We start from the raw sequence: 14,712 nt of genomic DNA on the forward strand, positions 1-14,712 counted from the left end.
ATAAAGATTAATTTCTGATTTTTTAGAGGTTTTTCAGCATGGTATCAAACAAGAATAATAGGTCGAAACATGCTGACTGATACCAAGCTACGCAATCTCAAACCCAAAGATAAACTTTACAAAGTCAATGACCGTGATGGCCTCTATGTTGCTGTCACTACCGCAGGCTCTATCTCTTTTCGCTACAATTACTCGATCAATGGCAGACAAGAAACCATTACGTTTGGTCGCTACGGAGTAGGAGGCATCACGTTAGCAGAAGCGCGTGAGCGTCTCAATGAAGCGAAGAGAATGGTTACTGATGGAAAGTCACCGGCCAAAGAGAAAGCCCGTGCTAAGGCGAGAACCAAAGATGCTGAAACCTTTGGTGCCTGGGCTCAGAAATGGCTGCGTGGCTACCAGATGGCTGATTCTACCCGGGATATGCGTCGCTCAGTCTATGCCCGAGAGTTAGAGGGTAAGTTTGGCAATCAGAAGCTGACAGAAATCACTCATGAAGATCTGCGAGCATTGACTGACGCGATAGTAGAGCGTGGAGCACCGGCAACAGCTGTACATACACGTGACATTGTACTCCAGGTGTATCGATGGGCGATTGAGAGAGGGCAGAAAGTTGAGAACCCGGCAGACTTGGTGAGGCCCGCCAGTATTGCTCGATTTGAACCAAGAGACCGAACGTTAACACCGGCTGAGATCGGTTTGATGTACCACTACATGGAAAAGGTAGGTACAACCCCTTCGATTCGCGCTTCGGTAAAGCTGCTGTTGCTGACTATGGTACGCAAAAGCGAGTTAACTAATGCAACCTGGAATGAAATTAACTTCAGTGAAGCGTTGTGGACGATCCCCAAGGAGAGAATGAAACGACGTAACCCGCACCTGGTATTTTTGTCACGCCAGGCGATGGATATTCTGATCGCCTTGAAGACATTTGCCGGTGGGTCTGATTACATTCTTCCTTCCCGTTATGACTCTGATGCTCCAATGAGTAGTGCGACGATGAACCGAGTTATGGATTTGACATATAAAGCCGCGCAAAAGGAAGGTCAGTCACTAAGTAAGTTTGGGCCGCATGACCTACGTAGAACAGCGAGTACACTGCTGCATGAAGCTGGATACAACACTGATTGGATAGAAAAATGCCTGGCGCACGAACAGAAAGGGGTTAGGGCCGTTTACAACAAAGCTGAGTATCGAGAACAAAGAGCATCAATGCTACAGGACTGGGCTGATATGATAGATGAGTGGACCGGTCAAAATTTTTAATTGTTTTCTATTTTATTGCGTCTTTGTAGATAATAATTTTTAAATTTTATGTTAGTAGTGGGATGAAAAGGATTTTATATCGCTAGTTCTGATTGGGCCTAATTTGAGTTATGTTGAGTATTAAACCATTTTTAACGTAACTTATATGGCAGAACAGTTTAAAGCTCTTAGCTACGGTTAAGTATTATTACCAAAATTTCTTAGGTTATGAATTATTGAAGTATTCTGAGTTTTTACTTTTCGAGCTAAGAATTTTCTTATTTAAATAAAAAACAATCCTAATATTTTACTGATAAAAAGGACACAAATACATTGTGTGTTTATGTCCTTTTAAAAGGAGGGTAATTAAATTTTTTTGTGATTTTAAAAAATGGCCGTTAAGATTCCTAATATATCATTATAACTGAATGTATATTTAATTGTTAGTCAAAGTTGAGCAACTAGCGATGGAATAAACCAGCTACTTTTCTCTATACCGTTTTAACGAACATTTAATTATCAAGTGTAAAGAGATGTGTGTTGAGTCGGCATGAGATGTACTAGCTTAAAATCACTGGATTACTTCTAAAGGTACTGACTCCATCCTTGTAACCACCGCTGAGGCTGCCTTATAAAAATTTTAGCCGCTAAATTTTTTGATAACTTTTCCGTAAGAGTTACATCTTAACTTAAAGTGTGAATTTGGTTAATGATGTGAACTTCAAATGGAATAGTTTTAGGTTTTATTTTAGCCGCTAAAATCCATTTTCAATAAATATTTATGATTACTATTTCTTAATTTATTTCTTTATTTTCGATATGTTGATTATTTAATTCCGATATATCGTGGTCATTGTAAATGATATTTTTGTTTTTAATTTATTGGTGTTTATTTTATGTTTTAAAATTTAATTTTGTTGTTATTATTAAAGTCTCTTCTGGTATTAGGAGGCAAATAAATGCAAACACTGGCACATAAAACACTAATTAATAGGAAAGCACTTCTGGAAATGATTCCACTCTCAGACCGGACTATTTATAACTTGGAGAAACGGGGTGAATTTCCACGCCGTATTGTTCTTACAAGTAGAAATGTAGCCTGGGATTTAGCTGAAGTTGAGAAATGGATTGAAGAACGTAGAAGATCTCGAATTCAGGCTAAGAGACCTGGATATTTTATAGGAGGCTAAAAATATGGGACTTGATCTTATGTCTGCATTTAATGAACTGCCTCCACCGATTGATTACGTGCTGCCCAATATGGCAGCGGGAACCGTAGGGTCCATTGTTTCTCCTGGCGGCGTAGGTAAATCAATGCTTGCCCTTCAATTGGCAGCACAGATAGCGGGAGGGCCGGATTTGCTGGGCATAGGTGATTTGGCTAATGGCTCAGTGGCCTATTTGCCTGCCGAGGACCCGACTACTGCTATTCATCATAGATTACACGTTTTGGGAACATACCTTTCTCCTACACAAAAACAAATGGTGGCCCAAAATCTGCTTATTGAACCATTGATTGGCAGGTGTCCTGACATTATGACTTCAGCATGGTTCGGAGACATCAGAAAGGTTGCTGAGGGGAAACGGCTCTTGATTCTGGATACTCTGCGTCGTTTTCATATTGAAGAAGAGAACGCCAGTGCACCGATGGCACAGGTGATCGGGAGAATGGAGGCTATTGCCGCTGAAACGGATTGTTCCATTGTGTTTCTGCATCACTCCAACAAAGGAGCTGTGATGATGGGGGCTGGCGACCATCAGCAAGCCAGCCGAGGATCGTCAGTGTTAGTCGACAATATCCGCTGGCAAGCCTATCTCGCAAGTATGACCCCCGCTGAAGCAGAAAAATTGGGTGTTGAGAGAAACCAGAGAAAATATTTTGTCCGTTTTGGGGTGAGCAAAGCTAATTACGGTGACCCATTTTCTGAGTGTTGGTTTAGACGACATGACGGCGGTGTGCTCAAACCTGCTGTTCTGGAACGGAGAAAAAGGCAGTCAGCGATGAAGCTTAAAACAGTGGTGGGGAATTGTGATGACAACTGGTAATAAGGTTGCACCTACCAGTACGGTGTTGCAGGCTCGAGTTATGATCTATCAGCCTAGCCGAAAGCCAGTACAGCGTATGGGTGAATGGATGGAAACCCGATTTGGTCGCTGTCGGGTTACAGGTCGATTAGGGCAGCGCCATGCGGATATTGTTGAGTCCATGCTGTATTTGGCTGAGCGTCGACGCGATATTTCAGACGGTGGTGTTGAGCTGTTGGTTGATCCAGCAAAGTTGCGTCGAATTTTGTCCGAGCACCAATACAGTGATAACCGACTAAAAAAGCTAGTTTGTGAATTGCGAGCTGCTACTGTTGAAATTGTTACTCCGAAGCTGGAGTTGACGGGAGAGCGTATCATTGGCGGTTTAGTTGATCATGTTGTTCCGTCTTCTATGACTCGCCATAACCCTCTGACTGGAGGCCAGCGGAATCTGTGGCGTGTCCGGTTAGGAGTCGCTTTGGTAATGCTGCTTGAGCAGGATTTGTTTCTCTATTATGAGCCAACACTTATTGCTAGGTTGCAATATGGGATTAGCCAAGCTGTTGCTCGCTTTGTACTCACACATAAGTGCGATCCTGCCGGAGGTTGGCATCTAGACACGCTTATCAAGGCCGTGAGCGGTGATGAAGTAAGTAGTAAGACAATGAGCAATCACCGAACGAGGATAAAAGAAGATATAGATAAGTTGCGTTGCATCGGCATAGAGATAAATAGTGAAAATCGGGTTAAACGACTCGCAGCGGCCCGATAGCGCCTCATAGCGGCCCGGAAGTTCCTCATAGGGGCCCGTGTATGACTCACAGAGGCCCGATTTTTTGTCTTTTTGTCAGGATATTCAGTATATCTCAGGATATTCAGGCGGTGGGACCGCCCGTTTTATACGGGCTTTACACCTTAAAGTGATAAAGCCCTATGGCTTTATCGAACGGCCATAGGCCGTTGGTTTAACGCCAAGAGGTGAAGGGCAAGATGCTCAGGAGCTCTTCTTTCTTGGAGTACAACCCGACCGAAGGGAGACAATACTTAAAATATTTTAACATGTGGATTGGCTGAAAGTGTCAATGAAAGGAGGTAGGCAGTCTTTTGCCTTTATTTAACTAATTGAAATTAAAGGAGGTGTGGTGATTTGGTTTTGTTGATTTCAATTTTCATTGACATTTGGGGGGCGGTCACTTGCTCAAACAAGGAAAGTGATAGGAAATTTGAGCTTTCTATGTAGTGACTGGAGAAAAATAATCGAGTTAAAACGCTATCTTATGACTATAAGTACGCCGTTTTTTGCTTTAACTCTTTGTTTTTAAAGAATAGTTGCTGTTGTACAAGTTTAAGCAGAACATTACAGATAATTGCAAGGACCAATGCAGGTGTTTTAGTGGTGAAAACAGGGCCGAAGTGCGGGCAGGATAGGTGAAGTAGGCCCACCAACAAGTTGATGGTTCCTATTTCACTCGTCCTTTATTCGCACCTTCGGGCTCAACGGTATCCTGCTCTACGAGGTCTCTAATTATCGACTTTAACCCTTGGAACTCCTAACCAGCTTTAAGGGGAATGACACCTATGTTTCAAAGATCTGAGGCCGCGCGTTTTTAAGGTGTCGCGCAGGTCGGACGCCAGGATAGAAAGTGACAACCTATCTTTGTAGAGGTCCACATTCACCGCTGATTTTCAGTAGGGGTAAAGGCTCATATCTATAGATTTTGGGCCGATACAGGTTGGTGGGTGCAACTTAGTCACGACAATACTAAGGGCACTCAATTATGAACACCGTACGTATTTTAGCGGCTAAAATAACTACGGCCGCTATTTCATTAGCATTTATCTCTCCCATACCGGTAGTAGCTGGGATTCCGGTTGTTGATGGAACGAACCTGACACAAAATATTATGTCAGCAATGGAGTCTGTCACTCAAACAGCCAAGCAGATCCAACAGTACCAAACTCAGTTGCAGCAGTATGAAAACCAGCTGCAAAACACTATGGCCCCAGTGGCTTATATTTGGGACCAGGCACAATCGACGATTGATGACTTAACTCATGCCACCAATACGCTTGCTTATTATCAAAACCAGCTTGGTAGCCTTGATGCTTACCTAAGCAAATTCCAGGATGTGGCCTACTACCGCAGTTCACCTTGCTTCAATGGATCTGGAGGTTGTACGCCTGTAGAACAAGCGAAGATGGAAGAAAACCGTCGCTTGGCGTCCGAATCCCAGAAAACAGCCAACGATGCTCTCTTTGAAGGCTTGAAGCTACAGCATAAAAACTTGCAGGCTGACGCTCGTCAGCTGCACCGATTACAGTCAGCAGCTCAGGGAGCAGATGGTCAGTTAGCTGCTATTGGCTATGCCAACCAGCTTGCTAGTAACCAGGTCAACCAACTCCTTCAAATCCGTAGTTTGTTAATTGCTCAGCAGAATGCTGTTGGTTCTCGAATGCAGGCGGAAGCCGACCGCGAAGCTCAATATCAAGCGTCCCGTGAAAGGTTATTTGATATGGGAGAGCCTACCGACCGTTCAAAAAATAGGGGGTTCTAATCATGCAGAATATCATTCGTGTTTTTATCGTCAGCGTGTTGGCATCTTTCGTTCTGGTAGGGTGTGGTGAGGATGGAGGGCCAAAGCCTACAACGATCAACTGTAATAACCCGAACCTGACGAAAGATCTGAGGGAAGAAGGGAACTGTCTTTGGGATATGGGCGAACGCACGGATCGCTCCAAGAATAAGGGGTTCTAATTATGAGCAAGATATTCATTCGACTTGTGATGCTACTAGCTGTGTTACTGACCTCGCAAACTGCGTCGGCGGCCATTGAGCCTAATGGTGTCTTGGATGAGGTAGCCGTGCGCTTCATGACCGCTAGTGCTACTTGGAGCACGGTAATTACAAACCATGCCGTGTGGCTGTTTTGGACGCTGGGTACTATATCTCTAGTTTGGACTGGCGGTACTTTGATCCTTAAACAAGCGGATATAAGGGAGTTCTTTGCCGAGTTTATGCGCTTTATCCTGACGTTTGGTTTCTTCCTCTGGTTACTCAGAAACGGCCCAGACTTTGCGACGTCAATCATCGACTCGTTGAGAACGATCGGTGCTCAAGCCGGTGGCCTTCCGAGAGACCTAACCCCCTCAGAGCCTATCAGCATTGCTTTCGACATTATTGTTAAAGCAGGTGAGTATTACAGCATCACAAGCCCTATAGATAACTTGTCTCTTTTCTTCATCACGCTAGCAATTTTGGCATGTATGGCGGTTGTGGCGGCTAATGTGTTGTTGGCCTTGGTAACAGCTTGGATATTGATATATGCCGGTGTTTTCGTGCTGGGGTTTGGTGGTTCGCGTTGGACTTCAGATATAGCAATCAACTACTTCAAAAGCGTATTGGGTGTCGCTTTGAAGTTGATGACAATGACTTTGCTCATTGGTATCGCTATGTCGATAATGGACGGTTTTTATGCTGATCTATCCAATGATGCCCCTATGCGTGAACTGCTGGTGATCTTTGTCGTTTCACTGGTTCTCGTAATGCTTATTCACTCTGTCCCTAATGTGGTTGCTAGCCTAGTTCCTGGAGGCAGCGCGGCGGCGGGTGCTGGCAGCATAAGTGCTGGGGCGATGGCCGGCTCGGCTGTTGCCACTGGTGGTATGGCTGCCGGTGCAGCAATGGCTACCGCTGGCGGTGCGTCTGCTATTCAGGCTGCATTTGCAAAAGCAGGTGAGAACGTAGCGAACAATACTGACGTTATGTCGAGCCTTAGCAGTGCATTTAACGGTAGCGGTGACTCTGACGAAGCTGGCTCTTTCTCCCAAGCTTCCGACCAATCTTCTAGCAATGGCGAATCCTCTGGCGGCTTTAAGGATAGTGTTGCAAAAGCGGGCCGCGTTGCAGCGGATACTGGCGCTAATTTGATTAAAGGAATGGGCGATATGGCCGGGGAGCGTATAGGCCAAACCGCTGGAGGTCGTTTAGCCAGTTCAGTACGAAATAACATGAAAGGGGACGGGGAAGATGATAAGGAGGGTGACTGACGACGCTTCTCCTGCATTTGACAACGATAGCTTAGGCGGTGGAACTGGGTGGATGAATCAAAACGGCGGCTTTGATGGCCTGTCCAGTGAGGATCAGGAAGAAGCACGCCAAGCACACGCTGAGTGGCAAGAGCGTGACCCGGAAAAGCACGCCTTCGACGTTGAGGACTACGTTTCGTATTCCCAAGAACAACAGCAGGAACGTAACGAAGAGGTTGCCAACTTTGTTAAAAAGGCCGTATGGCCTAACTAGATAAGGATTACTGATTATGGAGTTTAATTTTCCCCCCCAAAACCTTGCAGAGGTATTTGGTTTATTCGCCGTGATGTTCATTGTAATGCTGGCCTTCTATTTTTTAGGACAGTGGATGCACAGCTCCGGATACGGCCCGAAAATGAAAGTCATTGCTGACAAAATGGAGGTATTCCAAAACCGGTTAGCCGGGCGTGCTTACAAGGACATGAATAGATCGGTCGATCAAATCGACAACATGAGACGCTGGCCGTTTGGCCGACGCAAGTAGTTAGAAAGCACACGGGCCAGTGATGGTGCACCGGCCCGTATTTTCACATACATCAAACCGATTATAGTGAAGCTGTAACTCGTTTTTGGACAAAAGTGAGTTACGCGCAATCTGGTAAACCGCTTATATCAGGTTAGTAAAAATATCTTGAAACCTTAAAATCTTGTATGGGCTTATTTTCCCCAAACCCACTGTTTCTTTCTCAAAGCGGAATTTTTTGGTATTAGGAAAAAGGGGAAAAACTCATACATAAAAGGTATTTCATTTTCCTTACCCTGCAACGCATATAGTTCGTGTAACTCATGACATTGGTGTCGCAACAATCCATAAAATGGGCGCAGTACCTCAATAACCGACCACACTACATGAGGATTAGCCTTTTCTGTAGCAGACATCAAATAGTAAAAGTCGAGCATTGTTATCCACTCACCATCTACATTTTGCTGCCAACGGCTAGTCATACCTGAGCGATCAATAACTTGAATTGCATCATTTTGTAGCTTTATACGCACATCGCTACGTAAGCTCCAAATATGGTCATCAATTACAGATAACCAAAGACTAATAGGATCATCATTTTTATTGTGGTTAGTTAACACATCAAGGTTGTAGTATCGCGAACCTTTCGCAAACTCTGTAAGAGTAGAGACTATTTTTTTTTGCTTATCATTAAGACTTAATTCTTGTCGTAATCCATATGCTTGAGGTAGTACCGAACAGTTTTTGAAAAGATCCTTTATATCATGACCAAAAGCTTTCAACTCTTTATTTGTTGGATTTTTGAGATCGTTTTTGAGCTGGTGATCAAGGATAAGCACTATTTTCATCAAACGTTCAAAGCCTGTTGCAAGCTCGAATAAACCCGAATAAAACAAACCTCGATGAATTTCATCAATATTAGCGTTTCTTAATGAGTTTAATCCCCCCAAAAGACTCGACATTGTCAAATGTCCCTCTTGGGTAAGTAATCTATAATTTCGACTAAACATTTTATGTATTCTTCCAGAAACCTAACACCCGTAGCACGTACGGCTTTGTAGTGAAGGTGAAGCCGCAACGGGAAAAACCTCGCGGTGCCTGCGTGTTGTTATGACTTACTTGTAAACACTGTCTACGTCGGTTTTAGAAACACTACCAGCACCGAAATCACTTAACACTTTTTCCAGTGCTATTGCTCCGTGTGAATCGAGCATTATTGGTGACTTATTCGACGGATTACATATACCTAGAGAACAGGTTACAATCTCAAGATAATGATTAAACTCATTTCCAGAATGGAATATGTACTTATTTTCAATAGTGGCGCCCGAATTATCCCAAGACTTCGTGACAGCAATTTCTTTTGTAAATTGATCTTTCCGATTAAGAGCAATCTTTTCCCATTTTAAATACTTATCTATAGCCGCGATATTTTCATCTACATATTTACGAGCTATTGAAATACTAGGTTTGATCCCGTCACTCGAAGAAAGGTAGCTATCCATTTTAATGTTCAGTACTTCATCGCCATCACTCATTTCTAGAAGTGAGACAAATGTAGGACGTACCTTATACTCTGATAATAAAGAGTTGAATTCTAAAGATTGTACGTTTGTTGACAAGCGATACTCTTTACTGACACTTACGCAACCACTAATTGCGGCAACTATTACCACAAAGAATAAATATTTTTTCATTTAATTTTCCTAACGACTAACCAGAAAGAGTCATAACGTGTAGTTCAATTGCCGACTGCTGGCGCTAATATTGGGAACCAAAATTCGTGACAGTAGGAGGTCAATTGGAACGTTTTGTTAGCAACCGTTTTCACGGTATATTTATAATTCTTCGTTTAGTATTTTACTCAAAACGGAATAATTTGTTCTTCGTATTTTAAAACATCGAAATATACCTAATTTTTCAATTTCATTAAATAAACTTAAATCATTTATTGAGAATACATGTTGTAGTATTCTATCTTGTTCTTCCTGATGAAACCCTCGGTTTAATGATTCAATAATAATATCTTTAACTACGCTATTAATATTTGATATTGGTGTTCCATATTTATAAATCTCATGAACACCACCGATATGACTTAAAATAGGAGTTTTACCTATACCACTCTCGCCAAAAAGAATGATTGGCTTCATATCTTTGTTACTAACCGCTTTTTTTAATTCTTGAATATCTTTTCTAAATTCACTTTCACTGACAAACATATCTTTTTCCTGCATGAATTATATACTCCATGTTACCTTTAGGTTGCTAACAGTGCTTTTTCAGCAGACATTGTCTTTATAATATTTTTAGAAAATACAGATACCATAGCAGCAATGTATTGTTCTATAGGTCTTATTCTTCCTACACTCACAAATTACAGAACATATCTGTATAGTCTTGAGTGCTCAATTAGACTCATAATCTGCCATTACAAAAAGTAGGTCAAGAACTGACTTAAGAAAGTCGTCAGGAATCTTGAGATAAACAATTCTGGGGCATTTTCGTGCCAGCTAAGATCAAGCTGACACGTTGATGGACAAAAACGACTTTGGGTTGGTACCCCGATGCATGCAATTCGGATAAGCTAAGTTTGGTCAAAATCTACCTCACTAAAGTCTATCCAGTTGGTGGCCATTCATACATCAACATAGAGGTATCTACAGTCATGCTACCTCTATGTTTCTAGCATATTTATTGGGAATCTTAAGACCATTTTAAATAAGGCTATTTCTTCAGATATTTCTGAAGCTTGCGCTTCATAAGGTTTAGTGTGACTTTTTCATGGTGGTAGACATATATTAAACTTACTCCATTCTCTTTACATAAACGAGCCTTGCGGGCATCACGTTCTAAGTTCTTTTTGTAAGCATCTTCACCACCAAAAAAATCAACTGAATCAGTATGCTGCTTACCTTGGTATTCTATCGCTAGTCGTAGTTCTGGTAGGTATACATCAAGCCTTTGCTTACCAAGCCATGTTGGTGAGGCTTCTCGAAGAATACGTTGCTCGATCATTAAATCCTTGGTGAATAGGAAAACTTTATTCTCATTTACCCACTTTTGTCTGCCAAGTGCTTGTTCAAGATTATCACAAATCCAACTCCAACCAGATTCGTGCTTTTTTCGTTCAGCAAACGCTTCATAGGAATAATGTAACGATGGAGAAGGTTCTCCATATCGAATTATGCTTTCTTCAACACCGTATTCTTTTATTACGCACAAATGACAAATGTCTTTTAATCTAGGCAAGCTTACTAACTCTGAAAGCATGAATCGTTCACTGTTGTAACTATCATGGCTAGAAGCTTTCTTAGGGTCAGAAAGTAACTCTTCATGAAACCCTTCCGTGCATGAACACAAATACCTTTTACCGTCACTTTGGTTTACAAACGTCATTTCATTGTGAGCACAACGAAATAAGTCGTACTCACATAGGTACAAACTTTCAGGTGACAATGTTTCTTCAAGCAAAGAAAGGCAGTTGATTGAAAGCTTACTTTTGATGTCTAGTCGAGGCAATTGAACACGTAGATCTGAATAGGTGTAGTTAATTTGCTTTTTTAGCTTTTTTGAAAAAGTTGGTTCAAAAATTTGCTTATCAAAGCAATTAAAAACTGGTTTATATTCGAACTCGTCATCTTCAAAATTTCTCTTTACTTTTATAGTCATAGATAGATTCAAAGCAAGTTCAAAGTCTTCAATGGAAGCGAGAGAGTGCCCATATAGAAGTGACGTTTTATTTTCAATTGAGCATTCAGCATCAACCAACAAATTATTGATCACCCTATTATCACCACTCACTTGATTAGAAAGGCACTTCTTAAACGAGTACAATAGGCAGTCGGCAAATGAAGTATATGTTTTTTTCTCTAAACTTATAGCAATTTCATTTTCTAGGCTTTGCTGGCGTAACGTTATGTTTATCACAAACTGCTCCATAGCTAAGATCGTACTGGCACACTTCTGGATGCTTTCAAAAAGCTAACCGAAGTCAGTAGAAGTCAAGGTTGGCTGTATATTTTCACACCTTCACTTAGAATGAATTTAACCGCCTCCAATGCAGCCATCTTCCCCGTCTCTTTTACTCCACCTTGCAAGATATCTCCAACAGGCTTCTTCTGTGTCAAAGAATCAGGCATCGAACTTAATGCTTCAAGGCCTTTAGGAGAAAGCCTGATTCCAGTAGCCTTTATGGTGGCACGTTCAGAGCGAACAGGAAACCTAGTCCAGAGATAGTCAGCCTGATACAGCCAACTCATGGTATCTCGGCAGATACCCTCAAGCATGACGCAATTTTCTTGATAATCTGATTGGTCATAGTATTGGGATACTTGATGAGCAACCTGTCTATAGTCAAAGTCCGTTTCATTAGGAAAATTTTTGTAGCACTGACCTAATATCTCGGAGACCGTCAGATTGAACATATCGATATTTTTCAAGATTATCTCCTAACTATTATTCGACAGTCAGCACTATAGTTTCATTATGAAAACTAAGTCAAATAACACGGAATGTTTTGATATAAACGATCGGTGCTAGCACGGAATGGGGCAAAAGCGTGTTTTGGGTTTTAGCAACAAGAGTCAGTACCACTTACACTGACTCGATATTGAGGTAGCGTTACTTGGTCGAGGATTTGCTTGGCTTTAAGCCGGGAGTGTTTCCTGGAGTTTTTTTGTTGTCACGTCGACGTTGATCTGGCTTGCCGGTCGACTTGGCTATTGGTTTTGGCCCTGGTTTCAAACCCATGATTTGATCCTTTTTATTTAACGAGGTTATTCCTCGTTGTATAATCTTTGGGCAGTGTTGATGGCTTTCAAGATGTGTATGAAAAACAATCTAAAAATATCCCCAATATTTCTTGTTAGTAACTCATGTTTTGATGCGTTTTAAAATGTACTGCGACAAGTTGGAGGCACAAGATGGATAGAATTACCTCAGGTCCACGACGGCTTAGTGTTGAAGAGATACAAGAACTTCGTCGCGATATGGAAGAATCTTCAATTTGGGCCAAAGCCGAACTAAAACGCCGACGAGACGCAAAAAATCAAAAAAATTCTGCGCATGGTATAGATGATGGTATCGAGAAAGGTGGCATTTCTAACTAGCTGTTATTTAGATGTATTTTGTGCTCGTTGATCTTCGAGTGGGAATAATTTTCCTCTAGACTGTTGAGTTTATAAGAACCAGCCTTCGGGCTGGTTTTTTTGTACTTCAAGTTTGTGAAGAGGTGGCTCAACTTTTTTGTGAGAGATATATACATGCGGTTAAATTAAATATATATTCATTTTAATTGTTTGATTATCATAAATGGTATTGCTATGGAACAGGCTGACGTTACCTCTCTCATTCCCATCCTTATTACTCTTTTCCTCGCGCTGACCACAAGAAATGTCGTTGTTGGTTTATTCGCGGGTGTGGTGAGTGGTGTCGCTATGCTCGAAGGGACATTTGTCGAAAAAGGGCCACTAGACTCGTTTAGTGCATTGATGAAAAGCTATCTACTGCCGCAATTAACTGACAGCTACAATGCGGGCGTCATTTTGCTCTTGGTCTTTATTGGTGGCTTTGTTGCCTTGATGGAGAAATCTGGCGGTGGTGTGGCGTTTGCTAAAAAGGTTACTCAATGGGTTGCGAGTAAATGCCAAGCTCAACTGTCCGCATGGTTCGGTGGTGTGGTTATTTTCTTCTCAGACCTTGGTACACCACTGATTGTTGGCCCTGTTTTTCGCCCTTTATTTGATAAGTTAAAAGTATCACGCCAAAAATTAGCTTTTATTATCGACTCTACTTCCTCTCCCGTCGCAATCTTGATCCCTTTTATCGGATGGGGCGTTTACATCATGGGATTGATTCAAAAAGAGTTTACTGCCCTGAATGTCAGTATGAGTGATTGGGATGCTTTCATTGGTGCGATCCCGTATCAGTTTTACGCCTTTCTTGCGATCGCGATTGTGCCGATTGTCTCTTTCTTCAAATTAGATTTCGGACCGATGGCGAAGGCTGAACAACTAGCAGAGCAGGGCTCCGACTTTGGGAAAGTGCAGGAGTCCATGAATGTGTTTACGCATAAAAATGCAAAATCTAGTTTTGTATGGGCACCTTTGCTCGTTATGCTGGTGGTTCTATGTACCATCCTCGTGCCACACGGTTTTCCATTTCAAAAAGTGGCAGGATCAACGTTTAGGGCTGCACTTTCTTCTGCATATTTCTTCGCGGCCTTCACTTTAATTGCGCTGATGGCGTTTTATGGAGTAAGAAAGCTTTCGGATGGTATTCAGGTTTATCTGAAAGGGATGTCAAACATGATGTCAGTGGCGGTGATTCTGGTATTGGCTTGGGCGCTTAGCTCGGTTGGGAAAGAATTAGGTGCAGCTGCATACATTGCTGAACAAGCTCAAGCCGGTTTCCCTTACTGGTTATTGCCAGCGGTTGCGTTTTTACTGGCCGGTATTATCTCGTTCGCTACGGGATCATCTTGGGGGACGTTTGCCATCATGATGCCATTAGTGATCCCAACTGCCGTCGCGATTGATGCACCACTGTTGGTTTGTATTGGTGCGGTATTATCTGGTGGCTTGTTTGGCGATCACTGTTCTCCCATCTCTGAAACTACGATTTTGTCGTCGACAGGAGCGGGGTGTGAACAGTATGAGCACTTCCGTACACAATTGCCTTACGCATTACTCAATGGAATGATCGCATTGGGGTGTTTTCTTTTAGCTGGAATCAACGCCTCACCAGTGATTGTGCTTGCCGCAATTATTTCTCAGTGTGTGGTTTATTTTGTGCTGTCTAAACAAAAGTCAACCGCGAAGCTAGAGGTGGTTTCGGCAGAACAATAAAGAGAGAAACATCACAAAGCGGAGGCTCACAGGGTCTCCGCTTT

16 protein-coding genes are annotated in these 14,712 nt (G+C 42.2%); 11 read left to right on the forward strand and 5 right to left on the reverse strand.

Features of this window, described 5'->3' with window-relative positions:
• The first annotated feature begins 69 nt into the window (after window positions 1-69).
• From R7Q39_RS12140 to R7Q39_RS12180, 9 genes are all read left to right on the forward strand, one after another.
• A complete protein-coding gene (locus tag R7Q39_RS12140) occupies window positions 70-1,266 on the forward strand; it encodes a tyrosine-type recombinase/integrase (protein WP_025594421.1) in 1,197 nt (398 codons plus the stop codon).
• 938 nt (window positions 1,267-2,204) lie between these two features.
• Complete coding sequence (locus R7Q39_RS12145; RefSeq protein WP_025594422.1) at window positions 2,205-2,435, forward strand: helix-turn-helix transcriptional regulator; 231 nt, start codon at window positions 2,205-2,207, stop codon at window positions 2,433-2,435.
• A 4-nt stretch (window positions 2,436-2,439) separates the two neighbouring features.
• A complete protein-coding gene (locus R7Q39_RS12150; protein ID WP_203346621.1) occupies window positions 2,440-3,291 on the forward strand; it encodes a helicase RepA family protein in 852 nt (283 codons plus the stop codon).
• Entirely contained in the window at window positions 3,278-4,042 is a 765-nt protein-coding gene (locus R7Q39_RS12155; protein ID WP_025594155.1) for a hypothetical protein, read from the forward strand. The genes R7Q39_RS12150 and R7Q39_RS12155 overlap by 14 nt, the downstream gene beginning before the upstream one ends.
• Before the next feature lie 1,006 nt (window positions 4,043-5,048).
• Complete coding sequence (gene trbJ, locus R7Q39_RS12160; protein ID WP_025594154.1) at window positions 5,049-5,825, forward strand: P-type conjugative transfer protein TrbJ; 777 nt, start codon at window positions 5,049-5,051, stop codon at window positions 5,823-5,825.
• A 2-nt stretch (window positions 5,826-5,827) separates the two neighbouring features.
• Window positions 5,828-6,025, forward strand: a complete 198-nt coding sequence (locus tag R7Q39_RS12165) for a hypothetical protein (protein ID WP_025594152.1) — start codon at window positions 5,828-5,830, stop codon at window positions 6,023-6,025.
• A 2-nt stretch (window positions 6,026-6,027) separates the two neighbouring features.
• A complete protein-coding gene (gene trbL / locus R7Q39_RS12170) occupies window positions 6,028-7,317 on the forward strand; it encodes a P-type conjugative transfer protein TrbL (protein WP_025594150.1) in 1,290 nt (429 codons plus the stop codon).
• A gap of 52 nt (window positions 7,318-7,369) precedes the next feature.
• Complete coding sequence (locus R7Q39_RS12175; RefSeq protein WP_025594149.1) at window positions 7,370-7,570, forward strand: hypothetical protein; 201 nt, start codon at window positions 7,370-7,372, stop codon at window positions 7,568-7,570.
• Between the two features lie 16 nt (window positions 7,571-7,586).
• On the forward strand, window positions 7,587-7,841 hold the full coding sequence (locus R7Q39_RS12180; protein ID WP_140371510.1) for a hypothetical protein: 255 nt from the start codon (window positions 7,587-7,589) through the stop codon (window positions 7,839-7,841).
• Between the two features lie 173 nt (window positions 7,842-8,014).
• Here R7Q39_RS12180 and R7Q39_RS12185 read toward each other — a convergent pair whose 3' ends face one another.
• The 5 genes from R7Q39_RS12185 to R7Q39_RS12205 all read right to left on the reverse strand — a co-directional run bounded on the left by R7Q39_RS12185 (window position 8,015) and on the right by R7Q39_RS12205 (window position 12,262).
• A complete protein-coding gene (locus R7Q39_RS12185; protein ID WP_256899419.1) occupies window positions 8,015-8,782 on the reverse strand; it encodes a hypothetical protein in 768 nt (255 codons plus the stop codon).
• A gap of 153 nt (window positions 8,783-8,935) precedes the next feature.
• A complete protein-coding gene (locus tag R7Q39_RS12190; protein WP_256899418.1) occupies window positions 8,936-9,517 on the reverse strand; it encodes a hypothetical protein in 582 nt (193 codons plus the stop codon).
• Window positions 9,518-9,658: 141 nt separating this feature from the next.
• Window positions 9,659-10,057 (reverse strand): hypothetical protein, encoded by a 399-nt coding sequence (locus R7Q39_RS12195; RefSeq protein ID WP_256899417.1) that lies wholly within the window; start codon window positions 10,055-10,057, stop codon window positions 9,659-9,661.
• A 490-nt stretch (window positions 10,058-10,547) separates the two neighbouring features.
• Window positions 10,548-11,750, reverse strand: coding sequence for a hypothetical protein (locus tag R7Q39_RS12200; protein WP_256899416.1), 1,203 nt, complete (start codon window positions 11,748-11,750; stop codon window positions 10,548-10,550).
• Window positions 11,751-11,824: 74 nt separating this feature from the next.
• Window positions 11,825-12,262: a hypothetical protein gene (locus tag R7Q39_RS12205; RefSeq protein ID WP_256899415.1), complete on the reverse strand. Its 438-nt coding sequence runs from the start codon at window positions 12,260-12,262 to the stop codon at window positions 11,825-11,827.
• Between the two features lie 483 nt (window positions 12,263-12,745).
• Here R7Q39_RS12205 and R7Q39_RS12210 point away from each other — a divergent pair, with 483 nt between their 5' ends.
• Both R7Q39_RS12210 and R7Q39_RS12215 read left to right on the forward strand, forming a co-directional pair.
• Window positions 12,746-12,931, forward strand: a complete 186-nt coding sequence (locus R7Q39_RS12210; protein WP_025594098.1) for a hypothetical protein — start codon at window positions 12,746-12,748, stop codon at window positions 12,929-12,931.
• 213 nt (window positions 12,932-13,144) lie between these two features.
• On the forward strand, window positions 13,145-14,668 hold the full coding sequence (locus R7Q39_RS12215; RefSeq protein WP_005381684.1) for a Na+/H+ antiporter NhaC family protein: 1,524 nt from the start codon (window positions 13,145-13,147) through the stop codon (window positions 14,666-14,668).
• Window positions 14,669-14,712 lie beyond the last annotated feature (44 nt).

The sequence above is a fragment of the Vibrio sp. 947 genome (assembly GCF_033339115.1).
Lineage (GTDB): Bacteria > Pseudomonadota > Gammaproteobacteria > Enterobacterales > Vibrionaceae > Vibrio > Vibrio alginolyticus.

Excerpts from the sequence above, each read along its gene's own strand:
- R7Q39_RS12140 (WP_025594421.1), top strand. The coding sequence starts at position 70 with ATGCTGACTGATACCAAGCTACGCAATCTCAAACCCAAAGATAAACTT.
- trbL (WP_025594150.1), top strand. The coding sequence starts at position 6,028 with ATGAGCAAGATATTCATTCGACTTGTGATGCTACTAGCTGTGTTACTG.
- R7Q39_RS12185 (WP_256899419.1), bottom strand. The coding sequence starts at position 8,782 with ATGTCGAGTCTTTTGGGGGGATTAAACTCATTAAGAAACGCTAATATT.
- R7Q39_RS12165 (WP_025594152.1), top strand. The coding sequence starts at position 5,828 with ATGCAGAATATCATTCGTGTTTTTATCGTCAGCGTGTTGGCATCTTTC.
- trbJ (WP_025594154.1), top strand. The coding sequence starts at position 5,049 with ATGAACACCGTACGTATTTTAGCGGCTAAAATAACTACGGCCGCTATT.
- R7Q39_RS12190 (WP_256899418.1), bottom strand. The coding sequence starts at position 9,517 with ATGAAAAAATATTTATTCTTTGTGGTAATAGTTGCCGCAATTAGTGGT.
- R7Q39_RS12215 (WP_005381684.1), top strand. The coding sequence starts at position 13,145 with ATGGAACAGGCTGACGTTACCTCTCTCATTCCCATCCTTATTACTCTT.
- R7Q39_RS12150 (WP_203346621.1), top strand. The coding sequence starts at position 2,440 with ATGGGACTTGATCTTATGTCTGCATTTAATGAACTGCCTCCACCGATT.
- R7Q39_RS12195 (WP_256899417.1), bottom strand. The coding sequence starts at position 10,057 with ATGCAGGAAAAAGATATGTTTGTCAGTGAAAGTGAATTTAGAAAAGAT.
- R7Q39_RS12210 (WP_025594098.1), top strand. The coding sequence starts at position 12,746 with ATGGATAGAATTACCTCAGGTCCACGACGGCTTAGTGTTGAAGAGATA.
- R7Q39_RS12145 (WP_025594422.1), top strand. The coding sequence starts at position 2,205 with ATGCAAACACTGGCACATAAAACACTAATTAATAGGAAAGCACTTCTG.
- R7Q39_RS12175 (WP_025594149.1), top strand. The coding sequence starts at position 7,370 with ATGAATCAAAACGGCGGCTTTGATGGCCTGTCCAGTGAGGATCAGGAA.
- R7Q39_RS12180 (WP_140371510.1), top strand. The coding sequence starts at position 7,587 with ATGGAGTTTAATTTTCCCCCCCAAAACCTTGCAGAGGTATTTGGTTTA.
- R7Q39_RS12155 (WP_025594155.1), top strand. The coding sequence starts at position 3,278 with ATGACAACTGGTAATAAGGTTGCACCTACCAGTACGGTGTTGCAGGCT.